Below are 15,190 nucleotides of genomic sequence, written 5' to 3'. Positions count from 1 at the left end.
GAGAAATCCCGGCAAGCAGGTACCTTCTTCGGGGGACGTCGGGCGCTCGCGGGCGGATTTCCGACGTGTTTCACTGTGTTCTGTCACGAAGGCTGGGGAGGTCTCCGCAACAATGCTGCGTCGTAAACGCGCTCTGACATCGTCGTTCGGATCCGTGTTGTTCAGGTCTGCTGTGGTGACCCTGGCGCTGGCGCTCGCAGCACCCGCTGCTGCGCTCGCCGCACCCGACTCCGGATCGGCGGACTCAGGATCGGCGGACTCAGGATCGGCGGACTCAGGTTCCGCAGACTTCGGGTCCTCGCAGGGTCCGAACATCGATCCCAACAACTACGCGCAGGACTGCCCGGACGTGCTGCTGTTGGCCGTGTCCGGAGCCACCGACTCGGCCGCAGATCGCAATCCGCTCAACGAAGAAGCACAGACGATCGCGTCGAACTGGGTCGGCAACGTCACCGTTCCGGTCGGTGAGGCGAACGCGGACAGCCCCGGTACCGTCGGCTGGCTCTACGTCCCGTACACCTCCACGTACGGCTTCGACGTCATCGACAACGTGGCCACCTACCAGGAATCGATCGCCGACGGCCTCGCGTCGACCAATCGGTTGATGGACGAGTACAAGACCAAGTGCGGCGAGAAGACCAAGTTCGTCCTGCTCGGGTACAGCGTCGGCGGTGAGGTTCTCGATCGACTCGCGATCGAACTCGGACACCGCGATCCCAACGCGCTCGTCACGTCCGACGACGTCGTCGGCGTCATGATGGTCGGGTCGCCCTACCGCCCGGCCGGCGTGCCGAACTTCGGTGACGAGGTAGGCGAGTCACGCGGCGGATTCATGGACCAGTCGCCCCGGGACTACGGATCGATGACCGACAAGGTCACGTGGTCGTGTCGTCCCTACGACCTCGCCTGCGACTCGCCGGACAAGATCGAACTGCTGCAGCTGGCGCTCGGCGTGCTCGGTCAGATGCGGTTGACCCTGCTCAATCCGGTGCAGACCGTCTCCGATTTCGCTCGGACGGTAGCCAGCATCGCCACCCGCGCGATCGTCGACATCGCCACGAACAAGTCCTGGCTCGAGTCGGACGAGACGCTTCTGCAGGTTCTGGTCAAGGTCTCCGACCGGCAATATCAGGTGGATGACGCGCAGGCTGCAGCAGCGCTGTCTCCCGACCAGCTTCTCGCCGATCTCAACTGGGCTCTCGGGCCCGGTGCCGAGACCGTGAAGGCGAAATTGCGTGCCGAAGGCGAGGGCCTGGTGGAGAACAACAAGGGCATCGTCGACGTCGTGCTCGGCCCCTATTTGGCAATCGGCTTTCTGCAGCACCTGTCCTACTGGTACAACGACCCCAACGACGGTTACGAGTGGGAGAGCGAGAAGATGGTCGCCTGGGTGACCGATCTCGCTCGCACCGAACGCGAGAAGAACAACGCACCCCCTGCAGTCGATCCAGCCACGCCGTCCGTGCCCGAGACTCCCCAGCCTGCCGCCGAGCCCCAACTGCTCCCGGAGCCGGGCACGCAGACTCGCGTCAGTGACCTCGGTGCCTTCCTCGAGTCCCAGGGCATCCCGGTTCCGGAGGGGATGTTCCCGCCGCAGTACTCCACGGTTCCGGAGCGCACCACTGCAGCGCCCCTGCTCAACTGAGCAATCTCCGGCTGGACAGAAAAGAACCCCGCACCTGCTCGCAGGTGCGGGGTTCTTTTTTTCGATCGGTGGTGCGAAATCAGACTCCGACGGTGACGTCGGCAGAGTGCACGCCAGCGCCCTCGGGAGCGATGACGGTGTCGCCGTTGCCCGATGCCGACAGTGCGCGCAGCGTCCACTGGCCGGGAGCGGCGAAGAAGCGGAAGTCTCCGGTGCCCGACGCGACGACCTCGGCGGTGAACTCGCCGGTGCCGTCGAGCAGACGCACGAACGCTCCTGCTACCGGTTCACCGTCGCCGGCGAGGACGCGGCCGGTGATGACCGTTTCCTTCTCGACGTCGACGCCTGCCGGGATGGTCTGGCCCTGTACGGGTGCTCCACACATATCAGTGAACCTCCAACTCGATGGGTGCTCCGACGAGGGAGCCGTACTCGACCCAGCTACCGTCGTAGTTCTTGACGTCTTCCTTGCCCAGCAGCTCCTTGAGGACGAACCAGGTGTGGCTCGAACGCTCACCGATGCGGCAGTAGGCGATGGTGGCCTTGTCGTCGTCGTAGCCCTTGGTCTTGTACAGCTCTTCGAGCGCGTCGTCGGACTTGAACGTGCCGTCCTCGTTGGCGGTGGTGCTCCACGGGATGTTGATCGCCGACGGCACATGGCCGCGCTGCTGAGCCTGTTCCTGCGGCAGGTGAGCCGGGGCGAGGATCTTGCCCGAGAACTCGTCGGGGGAGCGTACGTCGATCAGGTTCTTGTTGCCGATCGCGTCGATGACCTCGTCGCGGAATGCGCGGATCGACAGGTCGGGAGCCTCGGCACGGTACTGCGTGGTCTCGCGGCTGACGACGTCCTTCGACAGTGCGCGTCCGTCGAGTTCCCACTTCTTGCGTCCACCGTCGATGAGCTTGACGTCCTTGTGGCCGTAGAGCTTGAAGTACCAGTAGGCGTAGGCGGCGAACCAGTTGTTGTTTCCGCCGTACAGGACGACGGTGTCGTCGTTGCTGATGCCCTTCGCCGACAGCAGGTCGGAGAACTGCTCCTGGCCCAGGAAGTCGCGGCGAACCGGGTCCTGCAGGTCCTTGCGCCAGTCGAGCTTGACTGCACCTTCGATGTGTCCGCCGTCGTAGGCGCTGGCGTCTTCGTCGACCTCGACGAAGACGGTCTTCGGTGCGTTGAGGTTCTGCTCGGCCCAGTCGGCAGAGACCAGGACGTCGGAGCGAGCCATGGTGTTCCTTTCGGTCTTTCTTGTACGGATCGGAAGAAGGGTGTGAGTGCTAGGTGCTGCGCAGTCGCGCCGCGAGGGGGTAGATCATGCACCCGAGGCAAACCGCGAACGCGGCGTTGAGAAACGCCGCGAACAAGGCGAAGCCTGCTGCCACGGTGCCGACGACGGGAGCGCCGAGCGCGAAGCCGAGAACTCCGACGGCGGCGAACGCGAATCCCACCAGCTGAGCGAACTTCAACGGAGCCACCGGCTCGCGTTCGCTGGTCGGGGAGAGTCGCGGAGCGACGAACGTCGCGTAGATCGTGCCGTACGGACTGTGCTTGGGTCCGCGTACGGCTCCGATTCCGAACACGATCGCCTGTAGCCCGAGCAGGATTGCCGCTGCGGGGACCGAGAACGTGGTCAGGAGAAGTACGACGACCAGGACGGCGGTGGTGATCCACGCTGCGAAGCGCGGGCCGCGGACGTCGACCTGGTCGATCGTGGGGGTGTCGGTGTGGGTGTCGTGTGTCGACATCGAGAAGTACTCCTGTGCGAGGCCGGGGCACGCCGCAAAGGCAGTGCTCGGACGTGGATTCCTGTCTTGGGCCGACATCACGCATGGGCGTGGCGGCAGAAGGAAATCAGCAGCAGCGACAGCAACATCCGCCCAGTCGGCACAGATCAACCGTGCGTCGACTGGTGAGCATCAGCTCGTGGCGGGAGAACACGAAGAGCATCCTACCTGCTACCAGCGGCGCGTCGAACCGCCGGCCCGAGCGGGTGCGGTCACAGGGCGTCGAGCGCGGACCGCAGAGCCGCCGCGGAGGGAACCCCCGCGATTCTGGAGCGCCGACGCAACTCGGTGTCGAGCACGAACGTGGTGGGCAACGACAGCACTCCCAGCTCACGAGCGAGGACCGGATGGGCATCGATGTCGAGCTCTACTTCGCGGGCCCCGCTGCGGTCGTTCAGCACTTGGCCTACGACGCGACGGACGGCCGCGCACGGTCCGCACCAGTCCGCCGAGAAGTGCAGCACCGTCGCGGTGTCGGTCGTGATGCCCGCCTCGAGCAGGAGTGGGCGTAGAGCGTCGGTGTCGGAGCCGGTGTCTCGAACGGCGCGCACGGTGCCGGACCGGCTCCGGAGGTAGAGCCCGGTGGCTACGGCGAGGACCGCCACGACCAACAGGACTGTGATCCCTGTCACGGCTTTTCGATCTCGTTGAGGTCGATCGTCACGTTGTCGCCCGAACCCTCGATGACGATCTGCGACCCTTCCGCGTACACGTCGGTCGGCAGAAGTCCGAAGGGCAGGTTCTGGCGCTCGATGGTCTTGGTGAACAACCCGAGCACGGTCGGCTTGGCGAAGTCGGGAATCGTGAAGTCCGCCCGACCCTCGGGGCCGAAGTAGAAGTCGGATGCCACGATGGCGACACTGTCTCCCTCGAGCAGAAGGTCGGCTTCCACGCTCACTGTGGTCTGCAGTGGGCCGACCGGCACCGTTCCGGTCAGCACGACGCCTCCGGTAGTCGTTTTCCCCGAGCCACCCGAGCCGCCCGTGCCGTCGGACTTGTCGGCCGGGGGCGCAGAAACCTGCAGGTCGACGATGCCGAGGAACCGGCCGAGGTCGGTCGCTTCGATACGGACGCGGCCGTCGAGTTCGTCGACCGGAATGGCGCGGACGTTGTTGTCGATCAAGTCGGACAGGGCGATGTGCACGCCGCGAAGATTGGCCTCGATCGTCGTCGAGCCGACGTATTCGGTGGGAACGTCCTGAGCCCTGATCTCGATGTTCTGGTAGCGGCCGTCCGCTGCCTGGGTCAGGAACGGGAATCCGTGCACGATCACCTGGGGGTCCGAATTGAGTTCGCCACCGGCGCGAATCGCGCGTGAGACTCGGTATTCGGAATACGCCGCCGCGCCGAAATCCACGACGAGCGCGAGGGCCAGCAGGCTGACGAGTCCGATGAGAAGTGTGCGCACGCGTCCATTGTGACCGACGGGTCGCGTACTGCCCGCTTCGGCCAGTTGTACGGACAAGCTAGTCTGTGTCCTTGACGAATACTCCAATCCAGCTCGGGCTGGACCGGCCAGCAGTAAGAATGGAGACGCAGTGGAGCTCCTACTACTGACCTCCGACCCCAATCCGGAGGGCGTTCTTCCGTCCCTTGCTCTTCTGGCGCATCACGTGCGACCGGTGCCCACCGAGGTCTCCTCGCTACTCGAAGCGGGTTCGGCCGATATCGCGCTCGTGGACGCCCGCACCGATTTGGCTGCGGCACGCGGGTTGTGTCGCCTGCTGGGTAGTACCGGGTCGGCCATCCCCGTCGTCGCGGTTCTCACCGAGGGCGGGCTCGTGGCGGTCAACTCCGATTGGGGCCTGGACGACATCCTGCTTCCGGGTACCGGCCCGGCGGAGCTGGACGCGCGCTTGCGGCTACTGGTGGGGCGTAGTGGCGGCGTCGCGAGCCCGGAAACCTCGGGCAAGATCACGCTCGGAGAGCTGATCATCGACGAGGGCACCTACACCGCACGACTGCGCGGTCGTCCGCTCGATCTGACCTACAAGGAATTCGAGCTGCTGAAGTATCTGGCTCAGCACGCGGGCCGCGTGTTCACTCGCGCCCAACTGCTGCAGGAAGTGTGGGGTTACGACTTCTTCGGTGGCACGCGCACCGTCGACGTCCATGTTCGACGCCTGCGCGCCAAGCTCGGCACCGAGTACGAATCGCTGATCGGTACCGTGCGCAACGTGGGATACAAGGCGGTTCGGCCTGCACGCAACACCAAGGGCGGCCCAGTTTCATCGGATGGCGCGGGCGGGGATACCGGCGATGCGGATTTCGAGTTCGAGCAGGAGAGTACTCTCTCCTAGATGAGTTCGGATACTGCGTTCGGCGTCCATCCCATCGACGGCGACGCACCGTCTTCTCGAGTTTCCGACGAGGTTCACCGGATCCTTTCTCGCGCAACGGAAGTCGACGGTACCGCGCCGCTCTCGGAGCAGGCGGTGAAGGCGGTCGACGCCGGCGAGGACGTCGTTCGTCTCGTCGCCACCGAAGGTGATCGCGTCGTGGGCTACGCCGGAATCGCCGATGGGATGGCCGAGGCGGTGGTCGATCCTTCTTCTCGCGGTCGCGGCATCGGTCGCGAATTGGTTTCCCGCGCACTCGATATCGGCTCGGACGCGCGAATCTGGGCGCATGGCAACATCGCCGCGGCGCAGTCCGTTGCAGCTCGTCTGGAGCTGAAGGTGGTTCGGGAACTGCTGCAGATGCGTCGGGCATCGGCCAGTCCTGATCTCCCCGATGTTGTTGTGCCGGAGGGTATTACGCTGCGGACCTACCGTGGCCATCAGGATGACGCAGAGCTGCTGCGGGTGAACAATGCGGCATTCTCGTGGCACCCCGAGCAGGGTGGCTGGACCGACCGCGACATTGCCTCGCGACGAGACGAGCCCTGGTTCGATCCGGCCGGCCTCTTCCTGGCGTTCGAGGAAGGCAGCGACCACCTGCTGGGATTTCACTGGACAAAAGTTCATCCGGCCGAGGGTGCCGAGCCGGCCATCGGTGAGGTGTACGTCGTCGGCATCGATCCGCAGTCCCAGGGCCGTGGTCTCGGTCGAGTGCTGACGCTGGCGGGCCTGCACTACCTGCGTAGCCGCGAGCTGGGTCAGATCATGCTGTACGTCGAGGCCGACAACACTGCCGCGGTACACACCTACACCAAGCTCGGGTTCACGAATTACCACGTGGACGCCGCGTACGCGCGCACCGTCTAAACGGACATTTCCAGCGCGGTGTTCATCTTCCGTTCACCCACGCGGGGGTAAACGTCTACCACCTGCCCTTACCTTTCTCTCTGGGCGGCAACCAACGCCGCCTGGTGCGAGGTTTCTTTCGAGCCGGCACCCACACAGTCACTGCTCGGCCGATCAGGCCCGAGGCGTGAACACGGCCCAAGATTCCTCGGAGGAAACAGGTGAACCTCAAGCGCAACGGTGCTCTCATGAGTGCAGTGGCAGTCAGTGCCATGTTGCTGGCCGCATGCGGTAGCGACGCGAACGTCGCCACCACGGACGGCGCATCACAGTCCTCGGCTACCTGCGAAGGCAAGTCCCCGCTGACCGGTGAAGGCTCGTCCGCTCAGCAGAACGCCATGTCCAACTTCACCTCGATCTACTCCGGCGTCTGCGCCGGCAAGGCCGTCGAGTACACCACCAGCGGCTCGGGCAACGGCCGCACTCAGTTCGTCGCCGGTCTCGTCGACTTCGCCGGATCCGACTCGTCGATCAAGGACGATCAGGCCGCCCAGGCTGCCGTTCGTTGCGCAAACAACCCGGCCTGGAACCTGCCCTTGGTCTTCGGCCCGGTTGCAGTGGCCTACAACGTCGACGGTGTCGACAATCTGGTGCTGAACCCCGACGTCATCGCCCAGATTTTCACCGGCAAGATCACCACCTGGAACGACCCGGCCATCGCCGCACTCAACGAGGGCGCAACGCTCCCGTCGACCGCGATCACCCCGGTCTACCGCTCCGACTCCTCGGGCACCAGCGACAACTTCCAGCGCTTCCTGGCCGCATCCGCTCCCGAGGCCTGGACCCTGAACCACAGCTCCGACTGGGCCGGCGGCGTCGGTGAAGGTGCCAACGGATCCTCGGGCGTCGCCCAGGCCGTGGCCGCAACCCCCGGTGCGATCACCTACGTCGAGAAGGGCTTCGCCGACCAGGAGAGCCTGGGTAAGGCAGCCGTCGACTTCGGCAACGGACCGGTCGAGCTGAGCAGCGAGACCGCAGGCAAGGCCATCGACGCCGCGAAGTTCAAGGGTGAGGGCAACGACCTCGTCATCGACATCGACGGCCTGTACGCCAGCAACGCAGCCGACACGTACCCGCTGGTCCTCGCGACCTACGAAATCGTGTGCTCGAAGGGCTACGACGCCGACACCACGGCAGCCGTCAAGTCCTTCCTGCTCAGTGCAGCCAACGAGGGCCAGGAGGGCCTCGAGGCAGCCGGCTACGTCCCGCTGCCCGACGCATTCAAGGAACGCCTGGTCACCGCTATCGAAGCGATCGCCTGATTCAATGAGACGTAATCTTGCTTCGGCTCGCGATATCGCGGGCCGAAGCAAGACCGTCCTCGACCCCCACACGAGACAGTGAGCGGTATGAGCGACACCCACTCGATGACCGGCGTCCCCTCCGCGGCTACCGTGCCCTCCACGGGTGCCGCGCACAAACCGGAAGAACCACAATTGTCAGACAAGAAAACGTCGGGAACCGTCACACGTCCCGGTGACCGGATCTTCCGAGGCCTGGCCACGGGCTCGGGCATCTTCATCATCGCCCTGATCGCCGCCGTGGGAATCTTCCTGCTCTGGCGCGCGATCCCCTCACTGTCGAACAACACGGTCAACTTCCTGACCTACAACGGTGCCTGGGACACATCCGACACCTCCGCAATGGTGTTCGGTGTACTCGACCTCTTCCTGGTCACCGTCACCGTGTCTCTGTTCGCGCTGATTCTCGCCATGCCGGTCGCTCTCGGCATCGCCATCTACCTGACGAACTACGCACCCAAGCGAGTCGCAGGACCGCTCGGCTACATCATCGATCTGCTGGCCGCGGTCCCGTCGATCGTCTTCGGTCTGTGGGGCCTCTACGTCCTCGCGCCCGCCATCAGCCCGTTCGCCGAATGGCTGAACTCGTCGCTGAGCTGGTTCCCACTCTTCAGCACCGGATCGGTGTCGATCGCCGGCGGCGGCACCATCTTCACCGGTGGCATCGTGCTCGCCGTGATGATCCTGCCCATCATCGCCGCAGTCACCCGTGAGGTGTTCATTCAGACGCCGAAGGGCCAGGTCGAAGCCGCCCTCGCGCTCGGAGCCACTCGCTGGGAGGTCGTGCGCACCACGGTCATTCCGTTCGGTAAGTCCGGATTCGTCTCCGGCTCGATGCTCGGCCTCGGCCGCGCGCTCGGTGAGACCATCGCGCTGTACATCATCATCCGCAGCACCCAGGCGACCTTCGGCGGAACGTTGTTCGACGGCGGTTCCACATTCGCCACCAAGATCGCGCTGGCCGCAGGCGAGTTCAACAACCCGCTGCAGGCAGGTGCCTACATCGCCGCCGGTCTGGTGCTCTTCGTCCTGACCTTCGTCGTCAACGCCGGTGCTCGCGCCGCCATCGCCGGAAAGAAGGACTGACCCATGACTGCAACCATGGACAAGCCCGTCAAGGAACCCACGTTCCAGGGCGTCAGCGCCAGGCGCAAAGCGTCCAACCTGGCCGCGACGATTCTCGTCAGCCTCTCGGTGCTGGTCGCTCTCGTACCCCTGATCTGGGTGCTCTACACGGTGATCTCCCGCGGTCTCTCTGCCGTGGTTTCACCTACCTGGTGGCAGAACTCGCAGGCCGGCGTCACCCAGTTCATCGCAGGCGGCGGCGCGTATCACGCCATCGTCGGAACTCTCCTGCAAGGACTGTTCTGCGCCGTCATCTCCATCCCGATCGGCATCTTCGTCGCCATCTACCTCGTCGAATACGGGGTAGGCACGCGACTGGCCCGAGTGACGACGTTCATGGTCGACATCCTCACCGGTGTGCCGTCCATCGTCGCGGCCTTGTTCATCTACGCGCTCTGGATCGCTACCTTCGGCTTCCAGCGCTCCGGTGTGGCCGTCGCATTCGCTCTGGTACTGCTGATGATCCCGGTGATCGTGCGCTCGGCGGAGGAAATGCTGCGCATCGTTCCGCAGGACCTGCGCGAGGCGTCCTACGCACTCGGTGTGCCGAAGTGGAAGACCATCGCGAAGATCGTCATCCCCACCGCACTGTCCGGAATCGTCACCGGAATCATGTTGGCCCTGGCCCGCGTTATGGGCGAGACGGCACCGGTGCTGATCCTGGTGGGATCTGCCACCGCCATCAACTTCAACATCTTCGAAGGGCCGCAGACGTCTCTGCCGCTCATGATGGTCGACCTGCAGAAGGCAGGAACCGGCGTGCTCACCGCTGAGCGCATGTGGGGAGCAGCCCTGACGCTGATCCTGATCGTCGCAATACTCAACATCGGCGCGAAGTTGGTCTCGAAGTTCTTCTCGCCCAAGAACTTCTGACCCACCCGACTCCAGCGAACCGTAAGGAACGAAGAACATGGCAAAGCGTCTCGATCTCAAGGACGTCAACATCTACTACGGCAAGTTCCACGCCGTCTCCGACGTCACCCTGGCCGTACCGCCGCGCAGCGTCACCGCGTTCATCGGACCGTCGGGCTGCGGTAAGTCGACCGTCCTGCGTTCGCTCAACCGCATGCACGAGGTAACCCCTGGTGCCCGGGTCGAGGGCTCGGTGCTGCTCGACGGCGAGGACATCTACGGCAACGGCGTCGATCCAGTGGGTGTGCGCCGCACCATCGGTATGGTCTTCCAGCGCCCCAACCCGTTCCCGACGATGTCCATCAAGGACAACGTCGTGGCGGGCCTCAAGCTGCAGGGTGGCCGCGGCAAGAAGGAACTCGACGAGATCGCCGAGCGCTCACTCAAGGGTGCCAACCTCTGGAACGAGGTCAAGGACCGCCTCGACAAGCCCGGTGGCGGCCTCTCCGGTGGTCAGCAGCAGCGTCTGTGCATCGCTCGTGCCATCGCCGTCTCGCCCGACGTGCTGCTGATGGACGAGCCGTGCTCGGCTCTGGACCCCATCTCGACACTGGCCATCGAGGACCTGATCCAGGAACTCAAGCAGGACTTCACGATCGTCATCGTCACGCACAACATGCAGCAGGCTGCGCGCGTGAGCGATCAGACCGGCTTCTTCAACCTCGAGGCGACCGGTAAGCCGGGCAAGCTCATCGAGATCGACGACACCGAGAAGATCTTCTCCAACCCGACGCAGAAGGCCACCGAGGACTACATCTCCGGCCGCTTCGGATAGCCACACACCGCGAAGAGAACCCCCGCCGAGCGACAGCTCGACGGGGGTTCTTCTCGTTGTGCGCCTGCCCTGATACGGACATCGAGTAGCGCTGCCGGGCAGCGCTACTCGACGTGAGCGGTACTACGAGGTGGGAATGTTGTTCTGGTGCAGGTCGACCGGAAGCTGGCCGGTGACGAGGAAGATCACTCGGCGACCGACCTCGACAGCATGATCGGCGAAGCGTTCGTAGAAGCGACCCAGCAGGGTCACGTCCACCGCAGCTGCGACGCCATGGCTCCACTCACGGTCCATCAGAACGGTGAAGAGGTGACGGTGCAGATCGTCCATCGCCTCGTCTTCCTCCTGCAACTTCGCAGCGCGCTCGGGGTCGCGTGTCTCGAGGACCTCGCGTGCGGACGCGCCGATCTGAACGGCGAGGCGTCCCATCTCGGCGAAGTACCCGTTGACGACCTCGGGGAGGGCATGGTTCGGGTGTCTGCGGCGAGTGATCTTCGCGACGTGCAGGGCGAGTGCGCCCATCCGGTCGATGTCGGCGACGATCTGAATGCCGGCCACCACCGAACGAAGATCGCCTGCGACGGGCGCTTGCAGGGCGAGGAGCGTGAAAGCCTTCTCCTCGCACACCGCACTGAGCTCGGTGATCTTGTCGTGCTCGGAAATGACCTGCTCGGCGAGCACCAGGTCTGCTTGGAGGAGTGACTGGGTGGCCTTCTCCATGGCCGTACCAGCCAGGCTCGCCATCTCTCCGAGGAGATCGGCAAGCTCGTTCATCTGTTCGTTGTAGGCGACGCGCATGAGCGAAGTTTAGTAGGTCACACTGACCTGTTCCCTGTCCCGAGGGTTAACGGAGCATGAATGAACTCAGGCACACGTGTCGTCGGCGGCATTGGTGAACGAAAGATCTTCCGGGAGCGGCGCACTCTCGGTTGTGCCCTCCACCTGTGTGGCATCGATTGCGGTGCCGAACGCCGTCGGGGATTGCGTGTATCCGGGGTAATTGGAGCCGAGCACCACCTCGACGACGTTGTTCAGGCTCGGAGCCAGCTCGATGGCTGCGCCGGGGATCGCCGATGCGACGGTCGCTGCGGCCGCTTCCTGGTCCTGGGAGTAGCGCACGACGGTCTGGGCGGCGGAGCCCGAGAAGTTGCCGACCGTCAGGATCTGGAATCCGTAGGTCGCGAGCTCGTCGGATGCTGTTTGGGCCATCCCGGCGATATCGGACGCGTTGGATACCTGGAGCGACACCGTGCCTGGTTCGACGGCCAGTAGCGGGGCGTCGGGGGCGGCGGGGGGAGCCGAGGATTCGGGGGTCACCGGCTCTGCGCGTTCCTCGCCGGGCAGCGGATCGTCGTCGATGATCGCCTGGAAGATGGCACCGATCGCCTCGTCGTTGGGGATCTCGTTGCCGTAGTCGTTGGTGCCGGTGGTCGGGATGGTGAGGAAGGTGACCGCGCCGGCGTCCACGTTCTGCAGCGATCGGCCCAGCGTCACGAGGTCCTGGGTCTTGACGTTCTCCACGAACGTGTCCGAGGTGAACGCGTTGACGAATCCGTTCAGCTTGCCCGGGTCGAGCAGCACCTTGTTCGAGAGCGCGGACCTGAGCAAGGACGACAGGAAGCGTTGTTGCCGCTTGATGCGGCCGTAGTCGCCGTTGCCCTCGGACTCGACGTTGCGGGCCCGAACGTAGTTCAACGCGGTGCGCCCGTCGATGCGTTGCGTACCGGGGTTGGGCAGCACGTCTCCGAGCTCGTAGTCGATCAACGGTTGCGCGGTGCAGACCTCGACGCCGCCGACCTCGTCGACCATGGACTCGAACCCGGCGAAATCCATTCCCACGAAGTGCCCGATGCGGAGACCGGAAATCTTCTGGATCGTCTTGACCAGGCATTTGGGGCCGCCGAGGGCGTAGGTGGCATTGAGCTTGTCGCCGTACGCCTCGGGGAACATCTCGCCGGTGTAGGTATTGGTGTCGTTGTCGAACTGCTCGCACTCGGGGCGCGTCACATCGAGATCTCGCGGGAAAGACACGGCGACGACGCGACTGCGATCGGCCGAAATGTTGACGAGCATGACCGTGTCCGAGCGGGCTCCCTCGGCGTCGGCGACGGTTCCGGCACCCACCTCGCCGCTGGCCCCGGTGCGGGTGTCGGTACCGACGATCAAGTACGTCTCGTCGCCGTACTGGCCTGCGGCGTCGACGACGTCCGTCGAGTCGGGATCGAGCGCAGCGACCTGAAGAAATCCTTGGTCGGTGTTGCGGAGATATCCCCACACCACTCCGGTCAGTGCCACCGAAAGAATCGCGATGAGAGACACCAGACTCCGGCCGACCATCCGCAGTCGCCTGCGTCGTCGCACCCGGCTCATCGCCAACCGCGTCAGTGCCGGGCGGTCCGAGGCAGGCGCGCCCACCGGTTCCGGTACCGCATGCGGCGGCGTCGGTGGTACTGCCCGGAAGGGTGGGGGCGTGGAATCGGTGATCGGGGCGATGATCTCGGTGGGTTCTTCGGTCTCGGGCCGTTCGGTGGGTACCCGACGACTCGATCCCGACCGCGACATCTTGTCCACCAACTCGGCCACCGAGACGGTGTCGGCATTACGCGGCGATCGTTTACCGAGCCTGCCGCTGTCGCCCGGCTGCGGTGGTGAATCCTGGTCCGGTGTGGACGGGCGTTCGGAGCGAGGCCGATGCTCTCCGTTTTGTCTGATTGAGGAAAGCGGGCGCTCCCATGGGGCGCGACCCTCGGGCACAGACGGGCCCGACTCTCGATCGTCTCCCACGAATTCGAACCTGGCCTTCCATCACACGCACGCGTTGCCTACTCGGCAATCCAAGCCATAGTACTGACTCGAGCGGCATGGTCCACTTCGTGCGAGGTGAGGGCCGGTCAGCTGGGGATCAGCCGCCCGAGTGCATCAGGTCGGCGCCGGCCGGGACGCAGATGTCCTCCGGATCGTCGAGCCAGCCGTCGGGCAGAGCAACCGCGCCCGGTGAGCCCTGTCGTCCGCGGGGCCCCTCTGCGTCCTTGGGAAACGGAACGGTCGGATCGAGTTGCGCCAGAAGATCGTCGAGCTCGGCGAGAGTGGACACCAAGGCCATCGAGACTCGAAGATCCGATCCTGCAGGGAAGCCGCGCAGGTACCAGGAGACGTGCTTGCGCAGCTCGCGTAGGCCCTTCTTCTCACCGTGGTGCTCGGCCAGCAACTCGGCGTGGCGGGCGATGATCGTGGCCACCTCGCCGAGGGTGGGTGGAACGGGCTCGGGTCGGCCGTTCAGGCGGGCGCTGAGTTCGGCGAACAGCCACGGCCTGCCCAGGCAACCTCGCCCGACGACGACGCCGTCGCAGCCGGTCTCGGCCATCATCCGGACCGCGTCGGAGGCGGAGAAGATGTCTCCGTTGCCCAGCACCGGGATACCCGTGACGTGTTCCTTGAGTCGAGCGATCTCGTTCCAGTCCGCGGTACCGGCGTAGCGCTGCGACGCGGTTCGCGCGTGCAACGCCACCGCGGCGGCACCCTCGTCGGCGGCGATTCGGCCTGCGTCCAGGTGCGTGTGGTGGTTCTCGTCGATGCCGACGCGGAACTTGACGGTGACCGGAATGTCGGTGCCCTCGGTCGCCTTGACGGCCGCGGCGACGATGCGACCGAACAGGTTGCGTTTGTACGGCAGAGCGGCACCGCCGCCCTTGCGAGTGACCTTCGGAACCGGGCAGCCGAAGTTCATGTCGATGTGGTCGGCCAGATTGTCGTCGACGATCATTTTCGCCGCGGCGTACGTGGTGTCCGGATCGACGGTGTAGAGCTGCAGCGACCGCGGAGTTTCGGTGGGGCCGAAGGTCGTCATGTGCATCGTGGCGGGCTGTCTTTCGACCAGCGCGCGGGCGGTCACCATCTCGCAGACGTACAGGCCCGACGTGCTACCTGCCCGCTCGAGTTCCTGTTCCCGGCACAGCGTCCGGAAAGCCACGTTGGTGACGCCTGCCATCGGTGCCAGGACGACGGGGCTGCGCAACTCCAGTGAGCCGATCTGCAATGTCATGGAAGAGCCTTTGGAACGGAGGGAGAACTTTCAGGAGCAAAAAGGGGTGCCCGGCACCGAAATCGGTACCGGGCACACCAGTCGAGCGAAACTTACGACGCGCGTGCTTCGGCTTTGGCGCGTTCGCGGGCGAGGGAGCGATCTCGCATTTCCTCGAACTTGGTGGCTTGGCGTTCGAGGTCTTCGAGGAACGCGGCGAGTTCTTCGCGCTTGTTCTCACCGCGGGCGGTGAAGTCGTTGCGCTCGAAGACGTTCCACTTGCGCAGCACCGGCCAGACGACGTCTTCGAGGTGCTGACGCAGGTCGTAGATGCCGTGCTTGGCCATGAGCACACCGTTGCGGCGGAAGTTCGGCATCCCGGCACCG

At 64.8% G+C, this 15,190-nt stretch carries 16 protein-coding genes; 7 read left to right on the top strand and 9 right to left on the bottom strand.

Features of this window, described 5'->3' with window-relative positions; translation table 11 throughout:
- Window positions 1-112 precede the first annotated feature (112 nt).
- Entirely contained in the window at window positions 113-1,645 is a 1,533-nt protein-coding gene (locus tag CH286_RS04225; protein ID WP_094608445.1) for a cutinase family protein, read from the top strand.
- 79 nt (window positions 1,646-1,724) lie between these two features.
- Here CH286_RS04225 and CH286_RS04220 read toward each other — a convergent pair whose 3' ends face one another.
- The 5 genes from CH286_RS04220 to CH286_RS04200 all read right to left on the bottom strand — a co-directional run bounded on the left by CH286_RS04220 (window position 1,725) and on the right by CH286_RS04200 (window position 4,832).
- On the bottom strand, window positions 1,725-2,030 hold the full coding sequence (locus tag CH286_RS04220) for a DUF1416 domain-containing protein (protein ID WP_032376387.1): 306 nt from the start codon (window positions 2,028-2,030) through the stop codon (window positions 1,725-1,727).
- 1 nt (window position 2,031) lies between these two features.
- Entirely contained in the window at window positions 2,032-2,868 is an 837-nt protein-coding gene (locus CH286_RS04215; RefSeq protein WP_032405779.1) for a sulfurtransferase, read from the bottom strand.
- A gap of 49 nt (window positions 2,869-2,917) precedes the next feature.
- Window positions 2,918-3,385: a DUF4395 domain-containing protein gene (locus tag CH286_RS04210; protein ID WP_032405780.1), complete on the bottom strand. Its 468-nt coding sequence runs from the start codon at window positions 3,383-3,385 to the stop codon at window positions 2,918-2,920.
- A 251-nt stretch (window positions 3,386-3,636) separates the two neighbouring features.
- Window positions 3,637-4,056: a thioredoxin family protein gene (locus CH286_RS04205; RefSeq protein ID WP_094608444.1), complete on the bottom strand. Its 420-nt coding sequence runs from the start codon at window positions 4,054-4,056 to the stop codon at window positions 3,637-3,639.
- The gene (locus CH286_RS04200; protein WP_032376391.1) at window positions 4,053-4,832 is read right to left on the bottom strand and encodes an LmeA family phospholipid-binding protein; all 780 of its coding nucleotides are present in this window, start codon (window positions 4,830-4,832) and stop codon (window positions 4,053-4,055) included. Before CH286_RS04200 ends, CH286_RS04205 begins: the two co-directional genes overlap by 4 nt.
- Window positions 4,833-4,962: 130 nt before the next feature.
- On the opposite strand from CH286_RS04200, the gene CH286_RS04195 reads away from it, so the two are divergent.
- The 6 genes from CH286_RS04195 (at window position 4,963) to pstB (ending at window position 10,782) form a co-directional block, all read left to right on the top strand.
- Entirely contained in the window at window positions 4,963-5,724 is a 762-nt protein-coding gene (locus CH286_RS04195) for a winged helix-turn-helix transcriptional regulator (protein ID WP_032405782.1), read from the top strand.
- A complete protein-coding gene (mshD, locus tag CH286_RS04190; RefSeq protein WP_094608443.1) occupies window positions 5,725-6,630 on the top strand; it encodes a mycothiol synthase in 906 nt (301 codons plus the stop codon).
- A 200-nt stretch (window positions 6,631-6,830) separates the two neighbouring features.
- Window positions 6,831-7,931 (top strand): phosphate ABC transporter substrate-binding protein PstS, encoded by a 1,101-nt coding sequence (pstS, locus tag CH286_RS04185; protein ID WP_032376394.1) that lies wholly within the window; start codon window positions 6,831-6,833, stop codon window positions 7,929-7,931.
- An 87-nt stretch (window positions 7,932-8,018) separates the two neighbouring features.
- Window positions 8,019-9,056: a phosphate ABC transporter permease subunit PstC gene (gene pstC, locus CH286_RS04180; protein WP_032376395.1), complete on the top strand. Its 1,038-nt coding sequence runs from the start codon at window positions 8,019-8,021 to the stop codon at window positions 9,054-9,056.
- A gap of 3 nt (window positions 9,057-9,059) precedes the next feature.
- The gene (gene pstA, locus CH286_RS04175; RefSeq protein WP_032376396.1) at window positions 9,060-9,968 is read left to right on the top strand and encodes a phosphate ABC transporter permease PstA; all 909 of its coding nucleotides are present in this window, start codon (window positions 9,060-9,062) and stop codon (window positions 9,966-9,968) included.
- 37 nt (window positions 9,969-10,005) lie between these two features.
- The gene (gene pstB, locus CH286_RS04170) at window positions 10,006-10,782 is read left to right on the top strand and encodes a phosphate ABC transporter ATP-binding protein PstB (protein WP_032376397.1); all 777 of its coding nucleotides are present in this window, start codon (window positions 10,006-10,008) and stop codon (window positions 10,780-10,782) included.
- A 123-nt stretch (window positions 10,783-10,905) separates the two neighbouring features.
- Here pstB and phoU read toward each other — a convergent pair whose 3' ends face one another.
- From phoU to CH286_RS04150, 4 genes are all read right to left on the bottom strand, one after another.
- Window positions 10,906-11,580 (bottom strand): phosphate signaling complex protein PhoU, encoded by a 675-nt coding sequence (phoU, locus tag CH286_RS04165; protein ID WP_032376398.1) that lies wholly within the window; start codon window positions 11,578-11,580, stop codon window positions 10,906-10,908.
- A gap of 66 nt (window positions 11,581-11,646) precedes the next feature.
- Window positions 11,647-13,566: an LCP family protein gene (locus tag CH286_RS04160; protein ID WP_094608442.1), complete on the bottom strand. Its 1,920-nt coding sequence runs from the start codon at window positions 13,564-13,566 to the stop codon at window positions 11,647-11,649.
- Between the two features lie 118 nt (window positions 13,567-13,684).
- Window positions 13,685-14,824, bottom strand: coding sequence for a tRNA dihydrouridine synthase DusB (gene dusB / locus CH286_RS04155; RefSeq protein ID WP_094608441.1), 1,140 nt, complete (start codon window positions 14,822-14,824; stop codon window positions 13,685-13,687).
- Window positions 14,825-14,916: 92 nt separating this feature from the next.
- Window positions 14,917-15,190: acyl-ACP desaturase (locus tag CH286_RS04150; protein WP_176458133.1), on the bottom strand; the 274-nt coding region annotated here is incomplete at its 5' end.

The organism is Rhodococcus sp. WWJCD1 (genome assembly GCF_002258735.1).
Lineage (GTDB): Bacteria > Actinomycetota > Actinomycetes > Mycobacteriales > Mycobacteriaceae > Rhodococcoides.
This window is presented reverse-complemented; position numbering and strand designations above follow the sequence as displayed.